Genomic DNA, 23,454 nt, shown 5'->3' on the forward strand with positions numbered 1-23,454 from the left:
CGAACGGGTGAACTCTTGCTCGTCTGAGCAATTTCCAGCTCGGCCATGCTAACTTTTGCTCGTGCGAGCAAAGTCCCTCACCGAGCAGGCACGACGGGCGCAGATCGTCGCCGCGGCGATCGAGGTCCTGGCCGAGCTCGGCTACGGGGCGACCTCGTTCAAGCAGATCGCCGCCCGCGCGGGCCTGAGCAGCACCGGCCTGATCTCGTACCACTTCAAGGGCAAGCAGGAGCTGGTCGACTCCGTCTACGCCGAGGTCAGGCGGAAGTTCACCGAGTTCGTGCTGGAGCGGATGGACCGCAGCGCCACGGCCGCGGGCGAGCTGGGCGCGTTCCTGAGCGCCAACCTGTGGTTCCTGCGCACCCACCGGGCGCACATGGTGGCGTTGGCGCAGGTCCGCCCGCACGTCTCGGCCGTCGACACGGCGGACGACGACCACCGCAAGATGGCCGACCTGCTCCGGGAGGGGCAGCGGCGGGGCGAGTTCCGCGAGTTCGACGCGGACACCGTGGCGATCTTCGTCCTGGCCCTGCGCAACGGCGTGCTGGCCAGGGCGGGCGACCACCCGGAGGTCGACCTCGACCTCTGCGAACGCGAGCTCCTCACCATGGTGGAGCTCGCCACGAGAAGGGGGTGACCCATGCGTCGGGGGACGTGGGCACTGATCATCACGATGGTCCTGACGGCCTGTGGGGGTGGGGACGTGGGACAACGGCCACCGGACACGGTGCGGGTGGAGAACGGCGAGGTGCGCGGTGTCGTGCACGCCGACCGCACCGTCTTCCAGGGCATCCCGTACGCGCCGGCGCCGAAGGGCGAGCTGCGCTGGCGCTCACCGCACCGGGCCGCGGACTGGGAGGGCGTCCGGGACGCGACCAAGCCGGGCAACCCGTGCCCGCAGGTCGGCTCGTCCTACTCGCCGACCAGGGCGACCGACGAGGACTGCCTGTTCCTCAACGTCACCACGCCGTCCACCGCGGGCCGCAGGCCGGTCCTGGTCTGGATCCACGGCGACGGCGCGATCGGCGCGGGCCACCACTTCGACGCCGCCGCGTTGGCCACCAAGGGCGACGTGGTCGTCGTGACGCTGAACTACCGGCTCGGCGTGTTCGGCGGCTTCGGCCTGCCCGGTCTGGAGGGTTCCGGCACGTTCGGCCTGCAGGACCAGCGCGAGGCGCTGGAGTGGGTGCGGCGCAACATCGACAGCTTCGGCGGCGACCCCGGCAACGTCACGCTGTTCGGCGTCTCCTACGGCGCGTCGGCCACGGCGGCGCACCTGGTCTCGCCCGCGTCACGCGGCCTGTTCCACAACGGCGACCTGCCGCACTGGCCCGCGTTCGGCGAGGGGCGGCACGTGCAGTCGCTCGCACCCGGCGCGATCATCGGCGTGGACTACCGGGCCGAGCACCGGCTCGACTCCTGGGGGAACGAGTAGGGGTAGCGGGCCGGAGGTCGTCCGGAGGGGGACGACCTCCGGCCACGCCCGCTACGGGGCCGGGTCTCGTTTGGTGGCGTGCAGCAGGATCAGCCCGAGCGCGGCGATCACGAAGTTCTGGAACGCGGCCGCCAGCCCGTTCCACTCCTTCGACTGCCACATCACGAACCACTCGCCGCCGATCGCGATGAACCCGCCGCCGAACAGCAGCGCCTGCATCACCCAGCCCGTGGACGACAGCAGGCGCGCCACCTCCTCGCGGCGCCGCAACCAGGCCACCAGCCCGGCCAGCAGCACCAGCGCGGTGACCGCCTCCCAGGCGATGATCAGCACGTAGACGACGGTCACGACGGTCGGATCGGTGATCGCGCGCCACGACGTGTTGGGGGACCCGAAGGTGGTGTCCATCGCCAACACGTGTTGCACGAACGCGTGGTTGGTCTCGTAGTCGGTGATGTTGCCGAACACGACGAGGCCCATGTAGAGCGCGGTGATCCCGGTCAGCGCCGTGATCGCCGTCCGCGGGCTCCCCACCCTGGCAAGTGAACGCATGATCTGCAGAACCTAGTCACGTTCGGTCACGAGTACGTGAACGCGCGTCACCACGGGTTCGGGGTGCGGACCGGTCAGGGGCAGGGCGGTTCGTAGTCCAGCTGCGGCAGGTGCTCGCGCCAGCGGTCCTCCGGCAGCACGCCCTTGGTCTTCACGCACACCCGCTCGATCACGTGCTGCAGGTCGAGGTCCCACACCCGGACCGTGCTGTCCGAGCTGGTGGACGCCAACCGGCGGCCGTCCGGGCTGAACGCCATGTCCCGCAACCCGCCCTCGTGCCCGGTCAGCACCTGGCCGACCGGCACGGGGCGGCGCAGGTCGTGCACGTCCCACAGCCGGATGGTGCGGTCCTCGCCGCCGCTGGCCAGCGTCCGGCCGTCGGGGCTGAACACCACCGCCACCGCCTCCTCGGCGTGCCCGCTCAGCGGCGCGCCGATGGGCTCGACCCGGTTCGGCACGGTCAGGTCCCACAGCCGGATCGTCCGGTCGTCGCTCGCGGTGGCCAGGGTGCGGCCGTCCGGGCTGATGTCGCCCGCGCGCACCGCGCCGGTGTGCCCGGTCAGCGGGTGCCCGATCGGCTGGGCGGCGGCCGGGTCGGTCACGTTCCACAGTCGCACGGTCTTGTCCGCGCTCGCCGTGACCAGCGTCCCGCCGTCCGGGGTGAACTCGACGTAGTGCACGTACTGGTCGTGGCCGACGAGCCCGCGCCCGAGCGGCACGGGGTGCTCGCGGTCGCTGAGGTCCCACAGCTGCACGGAGTTGTCGTCGGACCCGGTGACCAGCACCTTGCCGTCGTGCCGGAACGCCACCGGCGAGCTGTAGCGGGTGCCCACCTCGATCGGCTCGCCCAGCGGCCGGGGCGCGTGCGGGTCCGTGAGGTCCCACAACCGCACCAGCTTGTCGCTCACGCTGGCCAGCGTGCGGCCGTCCTGGCTCAACGCCAGCGACCACACACCCGCGCCGTGGGACAGCTCGGCGATCGGCTTCGGCTCGGCGGGGTCGGAGGTGTCCCACACGTGGATCGACTGGTCCTCGCTGGCCGACACCAGGTAGTGGTCGTCGGGGGTGAAGCGGGGACCGATGGTGCGGGCCGAGTGCCCGATGAGCACGGTGTGCGGCAGCGACCACAGCCGCACCACCGAGTCGTGGCTGCCGGTGGCCAGCGTCCGGCCGTCCGGGCTGAACGCCACCGCGTACACGATGCCGTTGCGCCCGCTCAGCGGTTGGCCGAGCGGCACGGCGTGCGCCGGGTCGGCGATGTTCCACAGCCGGGTGGTGCCGTCCGCGCCCGCGGCGGCGAGCAGCCGGCCGTCCGGGCTGAACGCCACCGACCACACGCCCTCGGTGTGGTCGGTCAACGGGCGGCCGACCGGCTCGGGCGCCGCCGGGTCCGCCACGTCGAACAGCCGCACGCTGTGGTCCTCGCCCGCGCCCGCCAGCAGCCTGCTGTCCGGGCTGAACGCCAGCGAGTGCACGGTGTCCTCGAACCCGGTGATCGGCTCGCCGAGCTGCTTGGGTGAGCGCACGTCGCGCAGGTCGAACAGGACCACGGTCCCGTCGTCGCCCGCGGTGGCCAGCAGCGCGCCGTCCGGGCTGATCGCGACCGCGCGCACCTGGTCGGTGTGCCCGCCGAGCGGTTCGCCGAGCCGGCGCGGCCGGGCCGGGTCGGTCACGTCCCACAGCCGGGCCGTGTGGTCGGCGTTGGCGGTGACCAGGGTCCGGGAGTCCGGCGTGAACGCCAGCAGGTAGATGGTGTCGTTGTCGCCGCGCAACGGCTCGCCGAGGGAACGCGGGCGTTCCGGGTCGCTGACGTCCCACAGCCGCACCGTGGCGTCGTCGCCCGCCGTGGCCAGGGTCCGGCCGTCCGGGCTGAACACGGCCGAGGTCACCCAGCTGCGGTGGCCGGGCAGCGGCGAGCCGAGCGGCTTGGGGTCGTCCGGGTCGCGCAGGTCCCACAGCCGCACGGTCTGGTCGAAGCTCGCGGTGGCCAGGAACTTGCCGTCAGGGGAGTAGGAGGTCAGGTACACCGGGCCGGTGTGCCCGGTCAGCGGTATCGCCAGCGGCGTGGTCTGGGTGGACAGCAGCCGCGTCTGCACGTCCCGGTCGTCGGGCCGCATCCGGTGCGCGACCAGCGCCAGCTGCGCCGACAGCGACGGGTCCGCGTCCTGCAGCCGGTCCGCCTCCGCCACCACCTGCCGGAACACCGCGTCGTCCCGCTGCCGCACGGCCAGCACGGCGGCGGTGGCGGCGATGAGCGCGAGCACGACCACGCACGCCACGGCCGCGCGTCGGCCCCACGCGGCGCGCCTGCGGTGCTGCATCGACACGGCGAGGAAGTCCTGGGCGGTGCCGGTCAGCCCCTCGGGGCCCGCCGCGTCGGCCCAGTGCCGCGCGGTCTCCAGCCGCGCGCCCCGGTAGAGCAGCGACGAGTCGCGGTCCTGGCCCGCCCACGTCGCCGCGTCCTCCTCCAGCCGCTGCCGCAGCAGCTGGCCCTCCCGGTCCTGGTCGATCCAGCTGCGCAGCCGCGGCCACGCCTGCAGCAGCGCCTCGTGCGTGATCTCCACCGAGCCCGCGTCGAGCGTGACCAGCCGGGCCCGGGCCAGCACCTCCAGCGCCTCCTCGCCCGCGGCCCGGTTCGCGGCCTGCTCGACCAGCTCGTGCCGGGTCGAGCGGCGGCGCGTGTCCTGGGTGTCCTCGCCGACGCGCACCAGCCGCAGCAGCAACGGCCGGGCCGCGTGCTGCGCCTCCGGGGCGAGGTCGGCCCACGCCCGTTCCGCGGTCGCCGCGACCGCGCCCTGGATGCCGCCCGCCGAGCGGTAGCCCGCGATGGTCAGCTTGCCCGCCTGCCTGCGCTGCCAGGTGGCCAGCAGGGCGTGCGACAGCAGCGGCAACGCGCCCGCGTCGTACGCGCCCTGCCCGGCCCTGGCCTGCGCCCGGCCGCTGCGCACGCCCAGGTCGCGCAGCATCAGCTCGATCAGCCCCGGCTCCAGCTGCAGGCCCGCCGCCTTCGCGGGCCGCGACACCGCCTCGCGCAGCTCCGCCGACGTCATCGGGCCCAGCACCATCTGCCGGTCCTGCAGCGCGTCGGCCAGCTCCGGGAACGCCAGGCAGCGGCCGTAGAAGTCGGCCCGCACGCCCACCAGCACCACCGCGGGTGCCGTGCCGCCGGGCACCGCGGGCGTGCACGCCACGTGCAACGCCTGCACGAACACCTGCACCCGGTTCTCGTCCGAGGACAGCGTGAACGCCTCCTCGAACTGGTCGACCACGACCACCACCCGGTCGCCGCCGTGCCGTGCCGCGTAGGCCGCGAACGCCGCCCGGATCTGCGCGGCGAACCGCATCACGCCCATCAGCGTCTGCCCGAGGAACGTGTCCGGACCGTGCCCGGAGGCCACCAGGTCCTGGTCCATCCCGTCCAGGGTGAGCGCCATGTCCAGGATGTCGGCCAATTCCGGGATCTGCCCGATCAATTCCTTCACCGGGTCGCCGCCGGGCGTGAGGACGACCGCGGGCCAATTGGTCGAGCCGGGCACCGCCAACGCGCCGTCGCGAATGGACGGAATGACGCCCGCGCGCACCAGTGACGTTTTACCGGCGCCCGAGGCGCCCACCAGCATCACGATTCCGCCGGTTTCCGCGGCACTGCCCAGGCGGGACACCAATGCGGCCGTGCTGCGTTCCCGGCCGAAGAACCAGCTCGAATCCTCCGGCTGGAACGCGGCCAGTCCCCGGTAGGGGCACACGCCGATCTCGTCCGAGCTCGGCGGGTCCTCGTCCACCGGCGCCGACACCGGGCTGGCCAACGCCTCCTCCCACAGCGCGCGCCACGCGTCCAGGTCGTACAACCCGGCCGCCGGCGGCTGCGGGCGCGACTTCCTCGCCTCACCGATCAAAATTTCAAGCACTACCGAGAGTGCCGAGAACCGGGCGGGCACGTTGCGCCCGCGACGCCAGTCGCTGACCCGCTGGGCGGTCGCCCGCACCGGTCTGCCGCGCTCGTCGGTGCGCCGCGCGCGGCCGACGGACTCGGTCACCTTCTTCAGCGGCGGATCACCCGCCTCCGCGTAGAGCAGTGCGAACCGCTCCGCGAACACGGCACGGGGACCCGACCCCTGACCGGAACCAGCCATCCGCGGCGTGCCTCCTAGCGATCCGGTGTTTCCGGACCGGAAAACCGGATGTGAGCGCGTGAACAGGTCGTTTGCCGACCGGTGGAGCACTTGTCAGTCCACCCTAACGACTTGCGCTGACAAGCTGGTCCGGACGTTGCAGGTGACGTCGACAGGTTGTGCGAAGGGATCGGTCAAAGTGGTTTCGCAGGCAACTACCGCGAGTGGCAGCTCGTCGTGCGCTGAGGAGTCCTGGGGGTCTTCTCAGCGCTGCGCACCGGACCGACCAGTGCGGTGGAACGGTGCGGCGACCTGCCGTGCAGAGCGGAGTTGACCCGGTGCGAACCGCCCGTTCGCCGGTCACGGCCCGTGAGGACCGGGGTGTCCCCGGTGAAGCACGGGTCTGCCCGATCCTGAGGACGGTGCTGGACGGGCACCGGCGCGATCGGGCCGAGGTGAGGCTGGACCTGCTGGCCAGGCTCGCCGCCCCGGCGCACCACTAGTCGATGTTCGACCCGGGGGCGCCACGGCCCCACCGGCGCGCCGCACAGCGCGGTGCGGCGCGCCAAGTCCACCACCCTTTTCGTCCATGTCGCATTTCCGCCGGCCACGGGGTCGCGCGTTGACCGATGCTGGTGCCGTGCACGAAGACGCGGAACGTTGTGTCCGGGCCGTGCGGTCGAAAGACGCCCGGTTCGACGGGTGGTTCTTCACCGCGGTCCTCACCACCCGGATCTATTGTCGACCGAGTTGTCCGGTCCCGCCCGCCAAGGACGGGAACATGCGGTTCTACCCGAGTGCGGCGGCGGCGCAACAAGCGGGATTCCGCGCCTGCAAGAGGTGCCGGCCCGACGCGTCACCCGGTTCTCCGCTGTGGAACCACCGCGCGGACTCGGTGGCGAAGGCCATGCGGCTGATCGCGGACGGCGTGGTGGACCGAGAGGGCGTGCCCGGGCTGGCCGTCCGCTTGGGCTACAGCGTGCGGCAGGTGGAACGGATGCTGCTGGCCGAGCTGGGCGCGGGGCCGCTGGCACTGGCCAGGGCGCAGCGCGCGCAGACCGCCCGGCTGCTCATCGAGACGACCGCGCTGCCCATGGCGGAGGTCGCGTTGGCGGCCGGTTTCGCCAGCGTGCGGGCGTTCAACGAGACGGTGCGCGAGGTGTTCGGGCTGTCGCCGACGGACCTGCGCACGCGCCGGCGTCCCGCGCCGGACACCCCGGGCGTGCTGTCGCTGCGGCTGCCGTTCCGCGTGCCGCTGCGGCCGGACAACCTGTTCGGCCACCTCGCCGCGACCGGTGTGCCGGGGGTGGAGGAGTGGCGTGACGGCGCGTTCCGGCGGACGTTGCGGCTGCCGCACGGGCACGGGGTCGTGTCGCTGACACCGCAGGACGACCACGTGGCGTGCAAGCTCTCGGTGAGCGACCTGCGCGACCTGTCGATCGCCATCGCCCGGTGCCGACGGATGCTCGACCTCGACGCCGACCCGGTCGCCGTCGACGACCAGTTGCGCTCCGACCCGCTGCTCAGGCCCGTGGTCGACGCGGGTCCCGGGCGGCGGGTGCCCGGCACGGTGGACGCCGCCGAGTTCGCGGTGCGCGCCGTGCTCGGGCAGCAGGTGTCCACGGCCGCCGCCCGCACCCACGCCGGTCGGCTGGTGCTCGCGGCGGGCGAGCCGATCACCGACCACGGGTTGACCCACCTGTTCCCGACGCCCGAGGCGCTGGCGTCGCTGGACCCGTCCGTGCTGGCCATGCCGCAGGCGCGCAAGATCGCGTTCCGCGCGCTGGTGGAGGCGCTGGCCGACGGTTCGCTCGACCTCGGGGTCGGCGCGGACTGGGAGAAGGCGCGCGCCGACCTGTCGGCGCTGCCCGGGTTCGGGCCGTGGACGGTGGAGGTGATCGCGATGCGGGCGCTCGGCGACCCGGACGCGTTCATCTCCACCGACCTCGGCATCCGCATCGCCGCGCGCACCCTCGGCCTGCCCGGCACACCCGCCGCCCTGGTGCGGCGTGCCCAGGCGTGGCGCCCGTGGCGGGCGTACGCCGTCCAGTACCTCTGGGCCACCGGTGACCACGCGGTCAACCGGCTGCCCGCCTGAAGGGACGTCCCACCCGATGAGCCACACCACCGTGGACAGCCCCGTCGGACCGCTCACGCTGGTCGCGCACGACGACGTGCTGTCCGGGCTGTACATGACCGAGCAGCGGTACCGGCCGGCCGACGACACGTTCGGCCCCGAAGACCCCTCGCCCTTCGGGGACGTGATCACGCAGCTGGCCGAGTACTTCGCCGGCACGCGCACGGAGTTCGACCTGCCGCTGGACCCGATCGGGACGCCGTTCCAGCGCACCGTGTGGCGGGCGCTGGGCGAGATCCCGTACGGCGAGACCGTGACGTACGGGGAGCTCGCGCAGCGGCTGGGCCGTCCGTCGGCGGCGCGAGCGGTCGGGCTGGCCAACGGTCGCAACCCGATCGGGATCATCCTGCCGTGCCACCGGGTGGTCGGCGCGAACGGCGACCTCACCGGGTACGGCGGCGGGTTGGCGCGCAAGCGTCAGCTGCTCGACTTGGAGCGGGGGTCAGACCCCTACCTGCTGCCGCTCTGACCTGCCCGCCCGCTGTCGGCGCTTGCGGGCGTCACCGCGTTCCAGCCACCACTCGGCGATCAGCAGCGGCACCACCCAGCCCAGCCACGCGGCCAGGCCGGAGACCGTCTGCAGCAGCGCGACCTCGCTGCCGCCGAACGTCGTGTCGAGCTGCGGTGACAGCGTGATCGCGGCGACCACCGCCCAGATCCGGTTGCTCATGATCGACGCGGTGAGGGCGAAGCTGCGGATCATCCACCGACGGTGGTCGACGAACCGGCGCTGCCGCGCCATCCGGAACCCGACCACGGTGAACACCAGCCACAACGTGCCCATGAGCACGTTGCCGGCCTGGTTGAGCGGCCCGAACGGCGAGACCGCGCCGATCGCCACCGCCGTCACCCCGCCGGGCAGCACCCCGCCGAACACGTAGACCCGGCCGACCACCCGGTGCGCCACCGGGTACCGCTGCCGGAACCAGGGCCACACCTGCACCACGCAGGTCAGGATCGCCACCGACCCGAACACCACGTGCGCCACCAGCACCGCGTAGTGCCACGAGTACCCCTCGGCCTCCGGCACCCGCGACAACGCCGGGTCCAACGTCAGGTACGGCGGCAACGAGAACGCCACGAACACCGACACCACGAACGCGAACGGCGCCACCCAGGGCCGCCGAAACCACTGCACTTTCCCCATGCCCGCACCCTCCCCACCCCCACTGACAACCCACGCACCAACCACGCACAACCGCGAGAGTCGAACGCTCAGCGCCCGAGAGTCGTACGTTCACGCACCCCGAGTTCAACACTCGCGCCTAACGGTGTTCGGGCCGAGCGTTGAACTCGGGGTGCCTGAGCGTTGGACTCTCGCGCTCTGGGCGTTGGACTCTCGCCACCGACGAGAAAGTTTGTCTTGACAGATTGAGTTGTCGGTGGGAGGGTTTGGGCATGTTGGACGTGGCAGTGATCGAGGACCCGGCGGTGGCCGAGGTCTCGTTGGACCCGGTGCGGGCGAGGTTGTTGGCCGAACTGGCCGAGCCGAGCTCGGCGACCATGCTGGCGGCGAAGATCGGCCTGCCCCGGCAAAAGGTGAACTACCACCTGCGCACGCTGGAGCAGCACGGGCTGGTGGAGCTGGCCGAGGAACGCCGCAAGGGCAACATGACCGAACGCGTCATGCGCGCCACCGCCGCGTCCTACGTCATCTCGCCCACGGCGCTGGCCGCCGTCCAGCCCGACCCGGAACGCGCACCCGACCGCCTGTCGGCCCGCTGGCTGCTGGCCGTCGCCGCACGGCTGGTCCGCGACGTCGGCAACCTCATCACCGGCGCGACCAACGCGGGCAAGAAGGTCGCCACCTTCGCGCTGGACGGCGAGGTCCGCTTCGCCACCGCCGCCGACCGCGCGGCGTTCGCCGAGGAGCTGACCACCGCCGTCACCGCCCTGGTCGCCAAGTACCACGACGAAGCCGCGGCCGGCGGACGTGCGCACCGCGTCGTCGTCGCCGTCCACCCGAGCATCCCGAAGGAGTGACGATGGGTCACGCGTTCGAAGGCGTCAACGAGGTCGAGCTGGACGGCGTGACGCCGGAGCAGGTCTGGGAGGCCATCGCCACCGGCCCCGGCATCGACTCCTGGTTCATGGGCGCGAACGACGTCGAGCCCGGAGCCGTGGTCCGCCAGGCGTTCGGCGGCTACCAGCCGGCCCACCCGATCACCGCCTGGGAACCCGGCAAGCACCTGGCCTACGGCGGCGAGAAGGAGCCCGACGGCCGGTTCGTCGCCTACGAGTTCCTGGTCGAGGGCCGCGACCACGGCAGCACGGTCCTGCGCATGGTCGCGAGCGGCTTCCTGCCCGGCGACGACTGGGAGAACGAGTACGAGGCCATGACCGCGGGCGGCGAGATGTTCTGGCAGACCCTCGTCACCTACCTGCGCCACTTCGCCGGCCGCACCGCCCGCCCGCTCACCGCGTTCGGCCCGCCCGTCACCGACTGGCCCGCCCTGTGGCCGAAGCTCGGCCGCAAGCTCAGCCTCGACCACGCCCCGAAAACCGGCGACCACGTCACCCTCGACGGTGAGAGCGGCGTCGTCTACTTCGCCAACGCCCAGACGGTCGGCGTCCGCACGGCCGACGCGATGTACCGCTTCTTCCAGGGCATGCCCGGCGTCGTGATCGCCATGCACCACGTGTTCACCGACGACCACCGCGACGAGCGGACGTGGTCGACTTGGATGGGAGACCTCGCATGACCACCCTGCGATCCACCCGCACCGACACCGACACCACCCGGCTGCTGCTGGGTTGCGGCGTCCTGGCCGGCCCGCTCTACCTGGTCACCGGCTTCGCCCAGGCGTTCACCCGCGAGGGCTTCGACCTGACCCGTCACCCGTTCAGCTTCCTGTCCCTGGGTGAGGGCGGCTGGCTCCAGATCGCGAACTTCGTCCTCTGTGGACTGCTCTTCCTCGCCTCCGCCGTCGGCCTGCGCCGCATCGGGAAGGTCGGCCGGGTGGTACCGGTCCTCGTCGGGATCTTCGCCATCGGCATGATCGGCGGCGGCGTGTTCGTGGCCGACCCGGCGTTCGGCTTCCCGGCCGGCGCCCCCGAAGGCCAACCGGCGACGCTCTCGTGGCACGGCGTGCTGCACGGCGTGGCGTTCTTCGCCGCGTTCCCCGCCCTGGTGGCCGCGTTCTTCGTGCTCGCCCGAAAGCTGAACGGCCCGTGGGCACGGGCGAGCGTGGCGGCCGGCGTGCTGTCGCTGGTGCCGCTGCCCTTCATGGGCACCGGACTCGGCACCACCCTGCTGTACCCCGCGGCCGTCGTGGCCTGGCTGTGGGCCTCTGCCGTCGCCGCCAAGCTGCGCTCCGAGATCTGAAGGACAGGACAACCATGGGACAGGTCGTTTCCAAGGACGGCACCGCGATCGCCCTCACGCGCCGCGGGTCCGGACCGGCGTTGATCATCGTCGACGGCGCGATGTGCTACCGGGCCTTCGGCCCCTCCAAGGCCCTGGCCGACGCGCTGGCCGAGCACTTCACCGTCTACACCTACGACCGGCGCGGCCGGGGCGAGAGCGGCGGCGGCACCGCGCCGTACGACGTGGAACGCGAGGTCGAGGACATCGCCGCGCTGATCGAGGAGGCGGGCGGCTCGGCGCACCTGTTCGGCATGTCGTCGGGTGGCACGCTGGTCGCCGAGGCCGCGCACCGGGGCGTGAACGCCGAGCGGATCGCGATCTACGAGTCGCCGATGGTGGTGGACGGCACCCGTGCGCCCATGGACCCCGACCTGCCCGCACGGGTGGAGCGCGCGGTCGGTGAGGGCCGCCGGGGCGACGCGATCAAGCTGTTCATGCGGTACGTCGGCACGCCCGGGTTCTTCATCGCGGTCATGCCCCTGATGCCGATGTGGACCAAGCTCAAGGCCGTCGCGCACACGTTGCCGAACGACTTCGCGCTGACCGGCGAGTTCCAGCGCGGCACGCTCCCGCCCGCCGACCGGTGGGCCGGCGCGGACGTGCCCGCCCTGGTGATCGCCGGCGGCAAGAGCCCCGAGTACATGCGCAACGCCCAGCGGCACCTGGCGTCGGCGTTGCCGCACGGCGAGTTGACCGTCCTGCCCGGCCAGACCCACATGGTCAAGCCCAAGGCGACGGTTCCGGTGCTGGTCGACTTCTTCGACGGCCCGCGCTGAACCCGCCGAGGGCGCGCGGAACCTGGTGGTGGGCGGGAACTTCCCCGTCCACCACCGTCGCGTGCGACGGCCCTCAGGGCTTGCGGCCCACCGCGCCCGCGATGCAGTAGCTCACCGCGTCGAGCTCCTTGAGCCGCGGGCCGTCCGGCCACCAGTCCGCGCAGATCACCAGGCCCGGCTCGACCAGCTCCAAGCCGTGGAACAGCTCCAGCAGCTCGCCCATCGTGATGAACTTCCCGCTGCCCATCGGCGAGTGCAGGAACGTCTGCTCCATCCGCCGCGCGATGGCGGAGTGCTCCTCGGTCTCCGGGTCGAGGAAGTGCGAGATCGCCACGTACGAGCCGGACGGCAGGGCCTCGATGTACTCGGCCATGATCTCGGCGGACGTGGGCGAGTCGCCGTTGTAGTGGTGCAGCGTGCCCAGCTGGAACAGCGCCAGCGGCTCGGTGAAGTCGATGTGCTTGCGCACGACCGAGTCGTTGAGGATCTCGCGCGGGTTGAAGATGTCGGCCGCGGAGAAGTGGGTCTGGTCGTTCTCCTCCAGCAGCGCCCGGCCGTGTGCCAGTACCACTGGGTCGTTGTCGACGTACACGACTCGGGCATCCGGGTTAATCCGCTGGGCCACCTGGTGCGTGTTCTCCGCGGTGGGCAACCCGGAGCCGCAGTCGAGGAACTGGTTGATCCCCGTCTGGCTGGCGACGAACCTGGTGGCGCGGATCAGGAAGCTGCGGTTGTCCACCGCCAGGGTGGCCGCTTCCGGCGCGACCTGCTGCACCCGGCGCAGCACCTCGCGGTCGATCTCGTAGTTGTCCTTGCCGTTGAGGAAGGCGTCGTACACCCTGGCGATGCTGGCCTTGGTGGTGTCGATGTAGACGGGGGCGGCGGCGTCCGAGGACGTACCCGGCATTGTGGTGACCTCGCATTACGGGGATGGGAGTGATGTTGTGTGCACCGCGTCACAGTCCGGTCAGCGTAAGGGTATGGGCTCAATGTGTGAGTGAGGCTCGTGCCGCTGTCCGGGCAAGATCATGGGTGTACGTTCAGTGACGATGCGAGTCAGCCCTCCTCGGGCGCAACCGCTGATCGGGTGGGGCAGGCACGACGGTCGGGAGGAACGGCGATGGCGACGGACGAGTCCACGCCGGAGAGGGAGAGCGGTCCGACCGCGCTGAGGATCGTGCTCGGCGCGCAGTTGCGCAGGCTGCGAGAGGCCGCCGAGATCAGCCGGGCGGACGCGGGCTACACCATCCGCGGCTCGGAGTCGAAGATCAGCCGGATGGAGCTCGGTCGCGTCGGCCTGAAGGAACGCGACGTGAACGACCTGCTGACCATGTACGGCGTCAGCGACGCCGACGAGCGGGCGAAGTTCCTCGGCATGGTCCGCCGGTCCAACGAACCGGGCTGGTGGCACCGCTTCACCGACCTGATGCCGGACTGGTTCCACGACTACGTCGGCCTGGAAGAGGCCGCGTCGCGGATCCTGATCTACGAGACGCAGTTCGTGCCCGGCCTGCTGCAGACCGAGGAGTACGCCACGGCGATCGCGAGCCACGGTCGGCCCGAGCTGGTGACGCCCGAGGTGCGGCGGCGGGTGTCCTTGCGGATGCAGCGGCAGCGGATCCTGGCCCGGCCGGGTGCCCCGAGAGTGTGGGCCGTGATCGACGAATCGGTGCTCTACCGGGCCATCGGCGGCCGTCAGGTCCTGCTCAACCAGCTCGAATACTTGCTCAGCGTGACCAAGGACGGGCCGATCACCCTCCAGATAGTGCCGTTCCCGTTGGCCGGTTACGCGGCGAAGGGTCCCTTCGCGATGCTCAGGTTCGGTGAACCCGACCTGCCGGACATCGTCTACCTCGAACACCTCGCCGGTGCCCTCTACCTGGACAAACTCGAAGAGCTGGAGATCTACAGCCGGGTCTTCGACCGCCTCACGGTGGACGCCGAGACACCCGATCGGAGCCGGCAGATGCTCGCCAAACGGCGGGCGGAGCTCTAGCTGTCGTCCGACCGGGTGGGATTCACGCTCCGCATCTGCACGTGCATTTACCCGTGCATCGTCCGGTGCTACGTTCCGTACACAACCGGATGCACATGCAGATGCATCTGCCGGCTTGGAGGGTGAGCGCATGGCCACCGAGGTTCTCAACGGCATGTCCGCGGCCGACCTTAAGGGCGTCACGTGGACCAAGAGCTCCTACAGCGACGCGATCGGCAACTGCGTCGAGGTCGCCGCGCTCGACGGTGGTGACATCGCGATGCGCAACTCCCGGTTCCCCGAGGGCCCCGCGCTGGTCTACACGCGGGCGGAGCTGGCCGCTTTCGTGGCCGGGGCCAGGGACGGGGAGTTCGATGACCTCGTCCACTGATCTCCCCTCGCGGACGACGTTCCAGCTCCGCGAGCTGATCGCACGGGGATTCCAGTTCCTCCACCCGCGCGACGCCAGGGGCGAGCTGGCGGCGGTGGTGGGGGTGCGGGCGCACGACGCGGTGATCGACGTGGTGCGCCTGCACACCGAGGACGACGTGGTGGCGATGCGGATGCCCGCCGACGAGGTGAACGTCCTGTCGCCCAGCCGTTTCTCGTGGCGCCGCCGTGGGCCTGCCACGCACGTGCTCGAAGAGCTGCTCGACCTCCCGGACGACGACGACCGAACAGCGTGATGGCTTCCCGTCCGCTTCCGCGGTGGCGGACGGGACGAGAGGGGCGAGCCCTCTCATCGGCGAACCTGACCTGGAGACGCAGCGGGAGTCGACTCCGCGCCGGATCTGTCGACGCCACGCTCGGAGCGCAACTCCGTGTTCGTCGCGTACCGGCGCGGAGACCGAGGTCGGCTTCGGTCTCCGCGCCGGCACACCACCGCGAAACCTCGGAACGGCTGGTCAGGGGCGGCGCAGACCGCTGAGCACCACGTCCAGGCCGCGGCGGAACTCGATGTCGAGCGTGATCGTCCGCGCGGTCGCGGCGGTCTCGGCCAGCAGCGGGTACTCGTCCATCGCGGCCATCGCCTCGGTGCCCAGGCTCGACAGCGGGCCGCGGTGCTCGATCTCGGTCGCGCCGATCAGGTAGGCCAGCAGCGCGCGTAACGCGATCACCCGCTGCTCCCCGGTGAAACCGGCCCGGGTGAGCACCTCCAGCACGGACTCCGACCAGCGCAGCAGGCTCGGGCACCGGTGCCGGTGCGCCATCGTGAGCGGCACGGCGTTGGGGTGCGCGGCGATCGCCGCGCGGATCCGTTCCACCAGGACCGCGATCTGCTTGTCCCACAACGCCTTCGGCGGCGCGGTGTCCACTCGCGACATCATGTGCTCGACCGCCAGGGCTTCCAGCGCGTCCCGGTCGGCGACGTACCGGTACAGCGACATCGTGCCCATGCCCAGCTCCGCCGCGACGGCGCGCATCGACAACGCGGCCAGGCCGTCCCGGTCCAGGACGGCGAGCGTCGCGGCGGCGAGCGCGGACGTGGTGAGCGACTTCGGGCGTGGCATGGCCTTGACAGCGTACAAGTTACGCACATAGCTTGGGTGAGCGTACAGCACACGCCTACGGTCGCTCAGGGGGAACCGTGAAGATCAGTCCACGTGAATGGGACACCGTGCTCGGCGGCACGGTGCGGGTGCCGGACCCGCAACGACTCGTGCACCTGCAGTTCCGCCGCTTCGCCGGCTGCCCGGTGTGCAACCTGCACCTGCGGTCGATCGTCCAGCGGCACGACGAGATCACCGCGCACGGCGTCACCGAGGTGGTCGTGTTCCACTCCTCGGCCGCCGAACTGCGCCCGCACGCCGCCGACCTGCCGTTCGCCGTGGTCGGCGACCCGGAGAAGCGGCTGTACGTGGAGTTCGGCGTGGAGTCCGCGCCGCGTTCGGTGCTCGACCCGCGGGCGTGGGGTGCGATGGTGTGGGGCACCCTCCGCGACCTCGGCCCGGTGCTGCGCGGTCGTCGTCCGCTGCCCAAGGCGGAGGGCGGCAGGCTCGGCCTGCCCGTTGACTTCCTCATCGCGCCGGACGGCACGGTCGTCGCGGAGAAGCGTGGACAACACGCCTACGACCAGTGGTCGGTGGACGAACTGCTCACCCACGCACAGGCGCTGACCAGGCAGGACTGAGTTGTCCACAGGCTTGTCCCCAGCTGTGGAAAAATCGAACAGGCGTTCGACCAGGGGCTCCGTCACCGCCGGGAGGAGCCCCGCACCAGCCGCAGCAGCCGGTCGGGATCGCGCAGCGGGGGTCCGTGGCCGAACAGCACCAGCTTCGGCCGCAGCTCGGCGAGCCGGCGCATCGCCGACCGGTTCCGCCGGTCGTCGTAGCTGAGGAACTTCGGCGGCGGGCCGAGCCGCAGCACGTTGACGAACACGTCGCCGCAGAGCAGCACGCCGTCGTGGTCGCGCCACAGCGCGATGTGGCCGGGCGAGTGGCCGGGCACGTCGAGCACGGTGAACCCGGCGACCTCGTCGCCCTCGACCAACCCGCGGGCGACCGGGTGCGGCGCGGGCATCCTCATCCGGAACGGTTGTCCAGCTGCCGGTGATCCGCCGCCGTGCCGCCGTGGTGCCCGCGTCCACGAGGACGTCCTCCACCAGGTAGGCGTTCACCATGTGTGGAGGACGTCCGAGCAGTTGGTGCACACCGGGAGCCAGTGGTCGCACTCACCGATAGTAACGCGGTGTTAAGCTCAGCGTGACGGGTCGCGGTTGAACAGGGCCCGTGACCAGGCGTAACCGATGACGGTGAGGGCCAGGCACCAGCCGACCGCCCAGTACCCGCTGTCACCGATCGGCGTGCCGACGAGCAGCCCGCGCAGGGTGTCGATGATCGGCGTGAACGGCTGGTGCTCCGCCACCCACGCCAGCCCGCTCGACATCGAGTCGGTCGGCACGAACGCGCTGCTCACGAACGGCAGGAACTGCAGCGGCAGCGACGAGCTGTTCGCGCCCGCGGGCGTCTTCGCGGCCAGGCCGAACGCGATGCCCAACCAGGTGAACGCGAGGGCCAGCAGCACCAGCAGCCCGGCCGCGGCCAGCCAGTCGGCGAAGCCCGCCGTCGGGCGGAACCCGGTCAGCGCGGCCACGCCGATCACCAGCGCGAGGCTGACGACCGTGTTGAGCACGCTGCTCAGCGCCTGCCCGGTCGCCGTTGGGGCCGAGCAGCGCGAACACCGTGCCGCGCGGCACCCGCAGGTCGAGGCCGTCGAGCACGACGTGGTCGCCGTAGGACTTGCGCAGACCGGTGGCCGTGATCGCCATGGTGGTCCTCCTAGTCGGTGAGCAGCGGCAGGGACTGCACGCCGGTCAGGTTCGGTGACGGCATGAACGTCGGCCGCCGGTCGGGGTCCGTGCGCAGCCGCGGGAAGCGGTCGAGCAGGACGTTCAGCGCGAGCCGCCCTTCGAGCCTGGCCAGCGGCGCGCCGAGGCAGAAGTGGATGCCGCGGCCGAAGCCCAGGTGCGGGTTGGGGTCGCGGGTGACGTCGAGGACGTCCGGGTTCGCGAACTGGCGCGGGTCCCGGTTGGCCGCGCCGACCCACAGCAGCAGCATCTGGTCGGCCGGGATCTCCAGGCCGCCGAGCGTCTCCGGCTTGTTCGTGACCCGCGCGACCGCCGCGAACGGGGTGAGGAACCTCAGCGACTCCTCGATCGCGGCCGGGACGAGCGCCCGGTCTCCGCGGACCTTCGCGAGCTGGTCCGGGTACGCGTCCAGGGCCAGCACGGTGTTGCCGAGCAGCATGGTGGTCGTGATGTGGCCCGCCACCAGCAGCACGGCGGCGAAGTTCACCACCTGGGCGTCGGTGAGGCGCTCACCGTCCACTTCGGCCTGGACGAGGTCGTTGAGCAGGCCGGGGCGCGGGGTGCGGCGGCACCGCGCGGCGTGCTCGCCCAGGTAGTCCAGCATCGGCCGGAAGTTCTCGACGCTGTCGCGGATGCCCTCCCGCTGCTTGGCCTCGTCGTCCTTGAGCGAGAACTGGTTGGTGCTCTCGAACAGCTTGTCGACCCACGCCTTGAACAGGTGGCGGTCGTCGCTCGGCACGCCCAGCAACTCGGCGATCACGATCACCGGCAACGGGTAGGCGAGGTCGCGGACCAGCTCGAAGTCGTCACCGGTGACGTCGTCGAGCAGCTCGTGGGTCAGCTCGGTGATGCGGGTCTCCAGGTCGGCCACGACCTTCGGCGTGAACGCGTGGCTGACCAGGCGGCGCAGCTTGCGGTGCTCCGGCGGGTCGAGCTGGATGATGTTGCCGTCGTTGAGCGACTGGTCGACCGCGGGCAGCAGCCGGGACGTGTCGGACGAGAACCGGGCCCAGTCGCCCAGGACCTCGGTGGCCTCCGGGTGGCCGTAGACGTTCCAGAAGCCCAGCTGCTCGTCGTAGGCGACGGCGTGCTCGGGCCGTTCTCCGCGCAGCCAGAACTGCTGCGGGTTGGTGTCCCACATTGTCGTTTCCCCCATAGGAATTGTGCGTGCCAGGTGTGGTTACGAGCGGTGGATGAGGATGTTCCCCAGGTACGTGCGGGCGCGGACCTCCACCCGCTCCTCGGCGTCGCCCGGGGTGTCGGTGCCCGTCAGCTCGTTGCGCACGCGGCCGGCGGTCGAGCGCACGTCGAGCCAGGCGGCCGTGCCCTCGCGGATGCCGACCTCCAGCTCGCCGGACTTGGTCTGCATCTCCAGCGTGCCGCGCACGACCTCGGTGACGCGGATGTGGCCGTTGGCGGTGCCGGCGCGCACGTCGGCGGCGGCGTGCCCGACGTGGATGTCGCCGTTGGCGGCGTTGACCTTCAGGTCGCCGGTGACCTCGCCGATCCAGGTCAGGCCGTTGGAGTTCTTGACCGTGCCGGGGCCGTCGAGCGTGCCGACGCGCAACTCGCCCGAGCCGGTCGACAGCTCGGCCCGGCCGGTGACGCGGCCGACCAGCACGTCACCGCTGGACGTGCTCGCCTTGAGCGGACCCGTGTCCGCCAGCCGGAGGTTGCCCGCGGACGTGGTGAAGCGGCACTCGCCCAACGTGCCCTCGGTGTCGAAGTCGGCGAGCGAGCCCTTGGCGACGACGGTCGAGCCGGTGGGCAGCCGCACGACGACGGCGACCGAGCCGGGCCTGCCGAAGATGCTGCGGTTCCTGGGTGTCTTGACGGTGAGGCGGCCCGCGGTGAAGTCGACCTCGGTGCCCTCGGCGGCTTTGACGTCGTTGGCGCTGTCGGGGTCGCCGGGGCTGACCTCGACCGCGGTGTCGTCGCGGTCGGCGGCGGTGATCAGGGCGGTGCCGCTGACCAGGTCGAGGGTGAGCGAGATGGGTCCGGGCGTGGCGAACGAAGGCATGGCTGTTCCCTTGGAGTGGGTCTGGTGGACGTTTGCGCTGCTAGCGGACCCAGCCGGTGTAGCGCTGGGCGGCCGAGGTGCGGGACGGGGTGCGGGTGCCGTGGCCGAGCGCGGCGGCGGCGGCCCGCACCAGCCAGGCATTGGTGGAGATGCCCTCCCGGCTCGCGGCCTCCTCGACCCGGACCTTCAGGGGCTCCGGCAGCCGCAGGTTGATCCGCGCGACCGGGCCCTCGTCGGACACCACCGGCGGCAGCTCTGTGGCACCATCCTGGCTCGACGTGGCATCATCAGGCACCGAGACGACGAACTCGGGGTCGCGACCGCGCAGCCGCACGTCGACCGAGCCGGGGGCCAGCTCACGGGTGATCTCGTCCATGGCCGTGGACAAGGCTTCCAGCAGCGTCAACCGCACCGCCGACGCCAACGGGGCGGCGAGCCGTTCGGCCAGGGCCCGTGCCTCCGCGCCACCCGCCTCGGCGGCGGTGGCGAGCTCCCGACGGAGGTTGTCGACATACGGTGTCAAGTCCATGGCACCACTATGGCACCACAGTGGCGCTATCGCAAGTCAGGATGGCGTCACGGCAGCGGCGCATCGGGTGGCGATGGTGCGTCGCCACGTTGTCGATCATGAAATTCCACCCGGTCGAGTGATGCCCGAGAAATGCGGACCACTGGTCCCGGTGATGATTTACTCCACCCGTTCGGACGCCTTTCGCGATCCGTGAGATGGAATAGCCCAGGTCGTTCGCGGTCCGCCGCCTCTCATGATCACGAGTGTCACCGGATCGGGTACGGCCGAACATGCAGACTTCCTTCCCCGTTCGGGGTGCCGGCGTGGTGATCGCCGTCGTCACCGCCGGCTGGGGACGATCTCGAAGAGGTCGTCGAACTGCATCGGCGCGAGCGCCGTCAACGCACCGCCGATGAACGCCGGGCCGGGCTGGAGCTCACCGCTGAGGACGCGCGCGACCGTGGAGCGGTTCACATCCATCGCCTTGGCCAGCGCGTAATCCGACCGGAACCCGGCGAGGCGGGCGGCCTTGGTGAAGACATCGGTGCGGAGCTTGATCGTGTTCGGCATGGCCTGCCTCGTGTTGTGCACACCTAACGCAAGTTGTGTGCTCACAACGCTAGGCATTCTGTTTCGTAAGCGCAACTAACGTTGTGTGGGCACAACGTGCAGGTCAGCGGCACCTGGGGGGAGTGCGCAACCCGCGTTGCGTGCGCGCACGTACCATGGCGGCGTGACCAAAGCCGAGAGTGCGGACTCGTCCTGGTCGGACTTCGTCCAGAAGCAGATGGACGACCGAGGGATGAGCACAGGTGACCTGACCGAGAAGACCGGCTTCGACCGGAGCCGCCTGACGGCGTGGCGGAAGGGCGAACGCCCGACGCTCGACACCGCCCGCGTCGTCGCCAAGGCGTTCGGCCTGAGCCCACTGGAAGTCATGGTGGCCGCCAAACTGCTCACCGCCGAGGAGACCGACCTGCGCGGCGTCGCCAGCCCCGACCCGGGCGCCCTCACCGATCAACAACTGATCGCCGAACTGACCCGCCGTCTCAAGCGCAAGTCCTGACCCGCACCTCGCCACCGACCGGCCCGAGCGTTCCGGCCGGTCGGTGGCGAGGCGATCGGCGTGGACGCCGTGTCAGGAGGCCGGGTTCCGCTCCGACCGGCGAGCGTGGAGGGCTTCCACCGTTTGCGGGTCGGCCGGGTAGAACGCCTCGACGGTGAGCTCGGCGAGGACGACGTCCAGGGCGGTGCCGAACGTGGTGATGGTGCTCAGGAAGCTGAGCACCCGGTCGCCGTCGCGGACGCGGACCGGCAGTGCGATCTCGTGGGCCGGTTCGGAAGGCGTGGGTACCGCGGTGCCGTACCGGGCGAGTTCGTCGTGCAGGGCGACCAGTTCGGCGTCCCCGGTCAAGGAGGCCTCGCGGGCCAGCCGGTTGAGCAGGTGGTCGCGCACCTCGTCGGGGTTGACCAGTCGTCGGGCCAACTCGTTCGGGTGCACGGCCAGCCGCAGGACGTTGACCGGCGGCCGGAGCAGTTCCGGGGCGGCGCCTTCGAGGAGCAGGTCGACGGCCTGGTTGGCCAGCAGCAGGTTCCACCGCCGGTCGACGACGAGGGCCGGGTAGGGCTCGTGCCCGGACAGGATGCCGTGCAGCACGTCCCGGGCAGGCTCCATCTCCGGCGAGTCGAGCGACCGTTGGACACGCCGACGTCGATGGCCAGCTCGAGCTGGCTGAACCGCCGGCGTTGCCGCCACTGGCGCAGCAGGTCACCGAACGGGCGGCTGGCGGTGTGCACGCGGGCCTCCTCGTGGTGGGCCGGGCCGTTCGCGCGGGAGCGGCCCGGCCCGTCGGCTCACAGCCTGCCGTACAGCTCCGCGACCTTGGCGGGGCCGGCGATCAACGGCAACGTGTCGAAGTAGAGCGTCCAGCCGTTGCGGCGGTCGAACCGCTCGATGATCCCGAACGACGTCGGGCTCGGGCGGTCGGGGGTCGTCACCGTGCCGTACCACTCGTAGTAGTCGGCTTCCCGGGTTCGCACGACCTGGCCGGGCTCGACGTGCAGGCTGGTCACGCTGCCGAACAACCGTTGCAGGTAGGTGACCTTGCCACCGGGCGTGCCCAGCCTGCCGTCGCCGAGGCCGGTGCCGGTCAACGGTGCGTTGCCGGTCGGCGCGACCAGCGCCGCGGCATCCCGGGCGTTCCAGGCCGCCGCCCTGGCAGTCGGGTCGTCCGGCGCGGCACCTGTCCCGGGGAGTCGTCCCGTGGTGTCGCGCACTCCCTCGAACAAGCTCTCCAACTCCGGGTCCAGGCCGCTGAACCAGGTGTAGCGGTCGTAGTAGCGATGCCCCTGGATCACCCGGCCGTCGTCGCCGAGCACCACCCGGTAGATCGCCGGGTAGCTGATCGCGTTGCCTTGGACGGTGACCTCGTTGTGGGCGCCGTAGAGGACGACGTTGCCGTCCACGGCGATCCGGGTCGGCCCCATCCGGAACGACGGGAGCTTGGTCAACGAGCCCGTGATCGCGGCCCGGATCGCCGCCCTGCCCTGGATGACCGACCCCGCCGCTTCCCAGAGCGTGCTGTGCTCGTCGAAGATCGCGTCCGCGTAGAGATCGATCCGCTCGGGACCGGTCTCCATCGCCCCGAACCGGTTCTGCCGGTCGATGAACGCCTGGGCGCTCGATGAGACCTCGCCCTCCACCACAAGGGCGGATCCCGCCGGCTGCTCCGCGATGCTCGTGGCACCTGAACCCAGCATGGCGACCGTGCAGGCGAGCACCCCCACCGCCACCACCGTTCTCCTCTTCACCGAACGCCCCCCTCACAAGGACGATCTTCGCGGGATCACCCTCACCCGGAAGGCGTAGCGGTGTCGATTACCTCGGAGGTAAACCCGGCCGTGCAACCACCCGACCGCAGTCGCGTCGCGACCGAACCCAGGCTCTGTGACCACCACCCGTACCGGCCCGAAGTGACGAGTCGAGCAGGCTCCACCACGACCCTCTTAAGAGGCCTTCCCTGCGGGGTCGGAGCCGCTTCGCGGAGGGCGGCAGACGGGGGCGAATGCCGGCTGACGCCGACTGACCGAAAAGATCAAGCCCCGGCCGCGTTTCCGCTGGCCAGGGCCTGATTCACCCGGCGAAAGGTGAGTGCCCCCGGCGGGAGTACCAAAGGATGGGAACAGTGCTGACCAGCGGTTTCGTACCGGCAGCCTAGTAGATTGTCGCGGCTAATTCTTGGGGTATAGGTGGCGGAGTTTG

Annotated in this window: 27 protein-coding genes and 1 pseudogene; 14 read left to right on the plus strand and 14 right to left on the minus strand. The window is 71.1% G+C overall.

Translation table 11 applies throughout. The features are described 5' to 3' along the window. Window positions 1-61: 61 nt before the first annotated feature. Window positions 62-637: a TetR/AcrR family transcriptional regulator gene (locus tag A6A25_RS45360; RefSeq protein WP_158073708.1), complete on the plus strand. Its 576-nt coding sequence runs from the start codon at window positions 62-64 to the stop codon at window positions 635-637. 66 nt (window positions 638-703) lie between these two features. After that, the gene (locus A6A25_RS10270) at window positions 704-1,435 is read left to right on the plus strand and encodes a carboxylesterase family protein (RefSeq protein ID WP_241828576.1); all 732 of its coding nucleotides are present in this window, start codon (window positions 704-706) and stop codon (window positions 1,433-1,435) included. A 51-nt stretch (window positions 1,436-1,486) separates the two neighbouring features. Here A6A25_RS10270 and A6A25_RS44665 read toward each other — a convergent pair whose 3' ends face one another. Continuing rightward, window positions 1,487-1,969: a DUF2165 domain-containing protein gene (locus A6A25_RS44665; protein ID WP_241828577.1), complete on the minus strand. Its 483-nt coding sequence runs from the start codon at window positions 1,967-1,969 to the stop codon at window positions 1,487-1,489. A 92-nt stretch (window positions 1,970-2,061) separates the two neighbouring features. Further along, window positions 2,062-6,120, minus strand: coding sequence for a WD40 repeat domain-containing protein (locus tag A6A25_RS10280; RefSeq protein ID WP_073888001.1), 4,059 nt, complete (start codon window positions 6,118-6,120; stop codon window positions 2,062-2,064). Between the two features lie 317 nt (window positions 6,121-6,437). Here A6A25_RS10280 and A6A25_RS43935 point away from each other — a divergent pair, with 317 nt between their 5' ends. From A6A25_RS43935 to A6A25_RS10290, 3 genes are all read left to right on the plus strand, one after another. Continuing rightward, window positions 6,438-6,602 carry a hypothetical protein gene (locus A6A25_RS43935; RefSeq protein WP_158073709.1) on the plus strand — a complete coding sequence of 55 codons (165 nt, stop codon included), beginning with the start codon at window positions 6,438-6,440 and terminating at the stop codon, window positions 6,600-6,602. A 137-nt stretch (window positions 6,603-6,739) separates the two neighbouring features. After that, a complete protein-coding gene (locus tag A6A25_RS10285; protein WP_073888002.1) occupies window positions 6,740-8,197 on the plus strand; it encodes a DNA-3-methyladenine glycosylase 2 in 1,458 nt (485 codons plus the stop codon). A 16-nt stretch (window positions 8,198-8,213) separates the two neighbouring features. Beyond that, complete coding sequence (locus tag A6A25_RS10290; protein ID WP_073888003.1) at window positions 8,214-8,705, plus strand: methylated-DNA--[protein]-cysteine S-methyltransferase; 492 nt, start codon at window positions 8,214-8,216, stop codon at window positions 8,703-8,705. Here the strand turns inward: A6A25_RS10290 and A6A25_RS10295 are convergent. Beyond that, window positions 8,679-9,383: a DUF2306 domain-containing protein gene (locus tag A6A25_RS10295; protein WP_073888004.1), complete on the minus strand. Its 705-nt coding sequence runs from the start codon at window positions 9,381-9,383 to the stop codon at window positions 8,679-8,681. The genes A6A25_RS10290 and A6A25_RS10295 overlap by 27 nt on opposite strands. A 251-nt stretch (window positions 9,384-9,634) precedes the next feature. On the opposite strand from A6A25_RS10295, the gene A6A25_RS10300 reads away from it, so the two are divergent. From A6A25_RS10300 to A6A25_RS10315, 4 genes are read left to right on the plus strand one after another with little or no spacing between them, the layout of a single operon-like run. After that, window positions 9,635-10,219 carry an ArsR/SmtB family transcription factor gene (locus A6A25_RS10300; RefSeq protein ID WP_198932634.1) on the plus strand — a complete coding sequence of 195 codons (585 nt, stop codon included), beginning with the start codon at window positions 9,635-9,637 and terminating at the stop codon, window positions 10,217-10,219. 2 nt (window positions 10,220-10,221) lie between these two features. Then, window positions 10,222-10,938 (plus strand): SRPBCC family protein, encoded by a 717-nt coding sequence (locus A6A25_RS10305; RefSeq protein ID WP_073888005.1) that lies wholly within the window; start codon window positions 10,222-10,224, stop codon window positions 10,936-10,938. After that, window positions 10,935-11,561 (plus strand): DUF998 domain-containing protein, encoded by a 627-nt coding sequence (locus A6A25_RS10310; protein WP_073888006.1) that lies wholly within the window; start codon window positions 10,935-10,937, stop codon window positions 11,559-11,561. The genes A6A25_RS10305 and A6A25_RS10310 overlap by 4 nt, the downstream gene beginning before the upstream one ends. A gap of 14 nt (window positions 11,562-11,575) precedes the next feature. Continuing rightward, window positions 11,576-12,379 (plus strand): alpha/beta fold hydrolase, encoded by an 804-nt coding sequence (locus tag A6A25_RS10315; RefSeq protein WP_073888007.1) that lies wholly within the window; start codon window positions 11,576-11,578, stop codon window positions 12,377-12,379. A gap of 73 nt (window positions 12,380-12,452) precedes the next feature. Here the strand turns inward: A6A25_RS10315 and A6A25_RS10320 are convergent, their stop codons facing one another. Then, window positions 12,453-13,286, minus strand: a complete 834-nt coding sequence (locus A6A25_RS10320; protein ID WP_073888008.1) for an SAM-dependent methyltransferase — start codon at window positions 13,284-13,286, stop codon at window positions 12,453-12,455. A gap of 213 nt (window positions 13,287-13,499) precedes the next feature. Between A6A25_RS10320 and A6A25_RS10325 the strand changes: the two genes are divergently transcribed. The 3 genes from A6A25_RS10325 (at window position 13,500) to A6A25_RS10335 (ending at window position 15,040) form a co-directional block, all read left to right on the plus strand. Then, window positions 13,500-14,375: a helix-turn-helix domain-containing protein gene (locus A6A25_RS10325; RefSeq protein WP_073888009.1), complete on the plus strand. Its 876-nt coding sequence runs from the start codon at window positions 13,500-13,502 to the stop codon at window positions 14,373-14,375. A gap of 130 nt (window positions 14,376-14,505) precedes the next feature. Beyond that, window positions 14,506-14,745 (plus strand): DUF397 domain-containing protein, encoded by a 240-nt coding sequence (locus A6A25_RS10330; protein WP_073888010.1) that lies wholly within the window; start codon window positions 14,506-14,508, stop codon window positions 14,743-14,745. Further along, on the plus strand, window positions 14,729-15,040 hold the full coding sequence (locus A6A25_RS10335) for a hypothetical protein (RefSeq protein WP_073888011.1): 312 nt from the start codon (window positions 14,729-14,731) through the stop codon (window positions 15,038-15,040). The genes A6A25_RS10330 and A6A25_RS10335 overlap by 17 nt, the downstream gene beginning before the upstream one ends. 219 nt (window positions 15,041-15,259) lie before the next feature. Here A6A25_RS10335 and A6A25_RS10340 read toward each other — a convergent pair whose 3' ends face one another. Beyond that, entirely contained in the window at window positions 15,260-15,865 is a 606-nt protein-coding gene (locus A6A25_RS10340) for a TetR/AcrR family transcriptional regulator C-terminal domain-containing protein (RefSeq protein ID WP_073888012.1), read from the minus strand. A 77-nt stretch (window positions 15,866-15,942) separates the two neighbouring features. On the opposite strand from A6A25_RS10340, the gene A6A25_RS10345 reads away from it, so the two are divergent. Continuing rightward, window positions 15,943-16,485, plus strand: a complete 543-nt coding sequence (locus A6A25_RS10345) for a peroxiredoxin-like family protein (protein ID WP_143193059.1) — start codon at window positions 15,943-15,945, stop codon at window positions 16,483-16,485. Between the two features lie 62 nt (window positions 16,486-16,547). On the opposite strand, the gene A6A25_RS10350 is transcribed toward A6A25_RS10345, so the two are convergent. The 7 genes and pseudogenes from A6A25_RS10350 to A6A25_RS10375 all read right to left on the minus strand — a co-directional run bounded on the left by A6A25_RS10350 (window position 16,548) and on the right by A6A25_RS10375 (window position 20,762). Continuing rightward, window positions 16,548-16,880 carry an MBL fold metallo-hydrolase gene (locus A6A25_RS10350; RefSeq protein ID WP_198932635.1) on the minus strand — a complete coding sequence of 111 codons (333 nt, stop codon included), beginning with the start codon at window positions 16,878-16,880 and terminating at the stop codon, window positions 16,548-16,550. 171 nt (window positions 16,881-17,051) lie between these two features. Further along, a complete protein-coding gene (locus A6A25_RS43940) occupies window positions 17,052-17,486 on the minus strand; it encodes an ABC transporter permease (RefSeq protein ID WP_158073710.1) in 435 nt (144 codons plus the stop codon). Between the two features lie 22 nt (window positions 17,487-17,508). After that, window positions 17,509-17,622, minus strand: a pseudogene (locus A6A25_RS45365) (ABC transporter); the annotation flags it as partial. A 10-nt stretch (window positions 17,623-17,632) separates the two neighbouring features. Further along, window positions 17,633-18,817, minus strand: coding sequence for a cytochrome P450 (locus A6A25_RS43945; protein ID WP_073888013.1), 1,185 nt, complete (start codon window positions 18,815-18,817; stop codon window positions 17,633-17,635). A gap of 24 nt (window positions 18,818-18,841) precedes the next feature. Beyond that, window positions 18,842-19,681, minus strand: coding sequence for a DUF4097 family beta strand repeat-containing protein (locus A6A25_RS10365; protein WP_073888014.1), 840 nt, complete (start codon window positions 19,679-19,681; stop codon window positions 18,842-18,844). 40 nt (window positions 19,682-19,721) lie between these two features. Beyond that, window positions 19,722-20,210 carry a hypothetical protein gene (locus A6A25_RS10370; protein ID WP_073888015.1) on the minus strand — a complete coding sequence of 163 codons (489 nt, stop codon included), beginning with the start codon at window positions 20,208-20,210 and terminating at the stop codon, window positions 19,722-19,724. Window positions 20,211-20,531: 321 nt separating this feature from the next. Further along, window positions 20,532-20,762, minus strand: a complete 231-nt coding sequence (locus tag A6A25_RS10375) for a transcriptional regulator (protein ID WP_073888016.1) — start codon at window positions 20,760-20,762, stop codon at window positions 20,532-20,534. A gap of 163 nt (window positions 20,763-20,925) precedes the next feature. Here A6A25_RS10375 and A6A25_RS10380 point away from each other — a divergent pair, with 163 nt between their 5' ends. Continuing rightward, on the plus strand, window positions 20,926-21,258 hold the full coding sequence (locus tag A6A25_RS10380) for a helix-turn-helix domain-containing protein (protein ID WP_073888017.1): 333 nt from the start codon (window positions 20,926-20,928) through the stop codon (window positions 21,256-21,258). A gap of 72 nt (window positions 21,259-21,330) precedes the next feature. Here the strand turns inward: A6A25_RS10380 and A6A25_RS10385 are convergent, their stop codons facing one another. Together A6A25_RS10385 and A6A25_RS10390 are read right to left on the minus strand one after the other, a co-directional pair. Beyond that, the gene (locus tag A6A25_RS10385) at window positions 21,331-21,867 is read right to left on the minus strand and encodes an MmyB family transcriptional regulator (protein ID WP_241828578.1); all 537 of its coding nucleotides are present in this window, start codon (window positions 21,865-21,867) and stop codon (window positions 21,331-21,333) included. Window positions 21,868-22,046: 179 nt separating this feature from the next. Further along, complete coding sequence (locus tag A6A25_RS10390; RefSeq protein WP_143193061.1) at window positions 22,047-23,003, minus strand: nuclear transport factor 2 family protein; 957 nt, start codon at window positions 23,001-23,003, stop codon at window positions 22,047-22,049. Between the last annotated feature and the right edge of the window lie 451 nt (window positions 23,004-23,454).

This window comes from Saccharothrix sp. CB00851 (genome assembly GCF_001905065.1).
Lineage (GTDB): Bacteria > Actinomycetota > Actinomycetes > Mycobacteriales > Pseudonocardiaceae > Actinosynnema.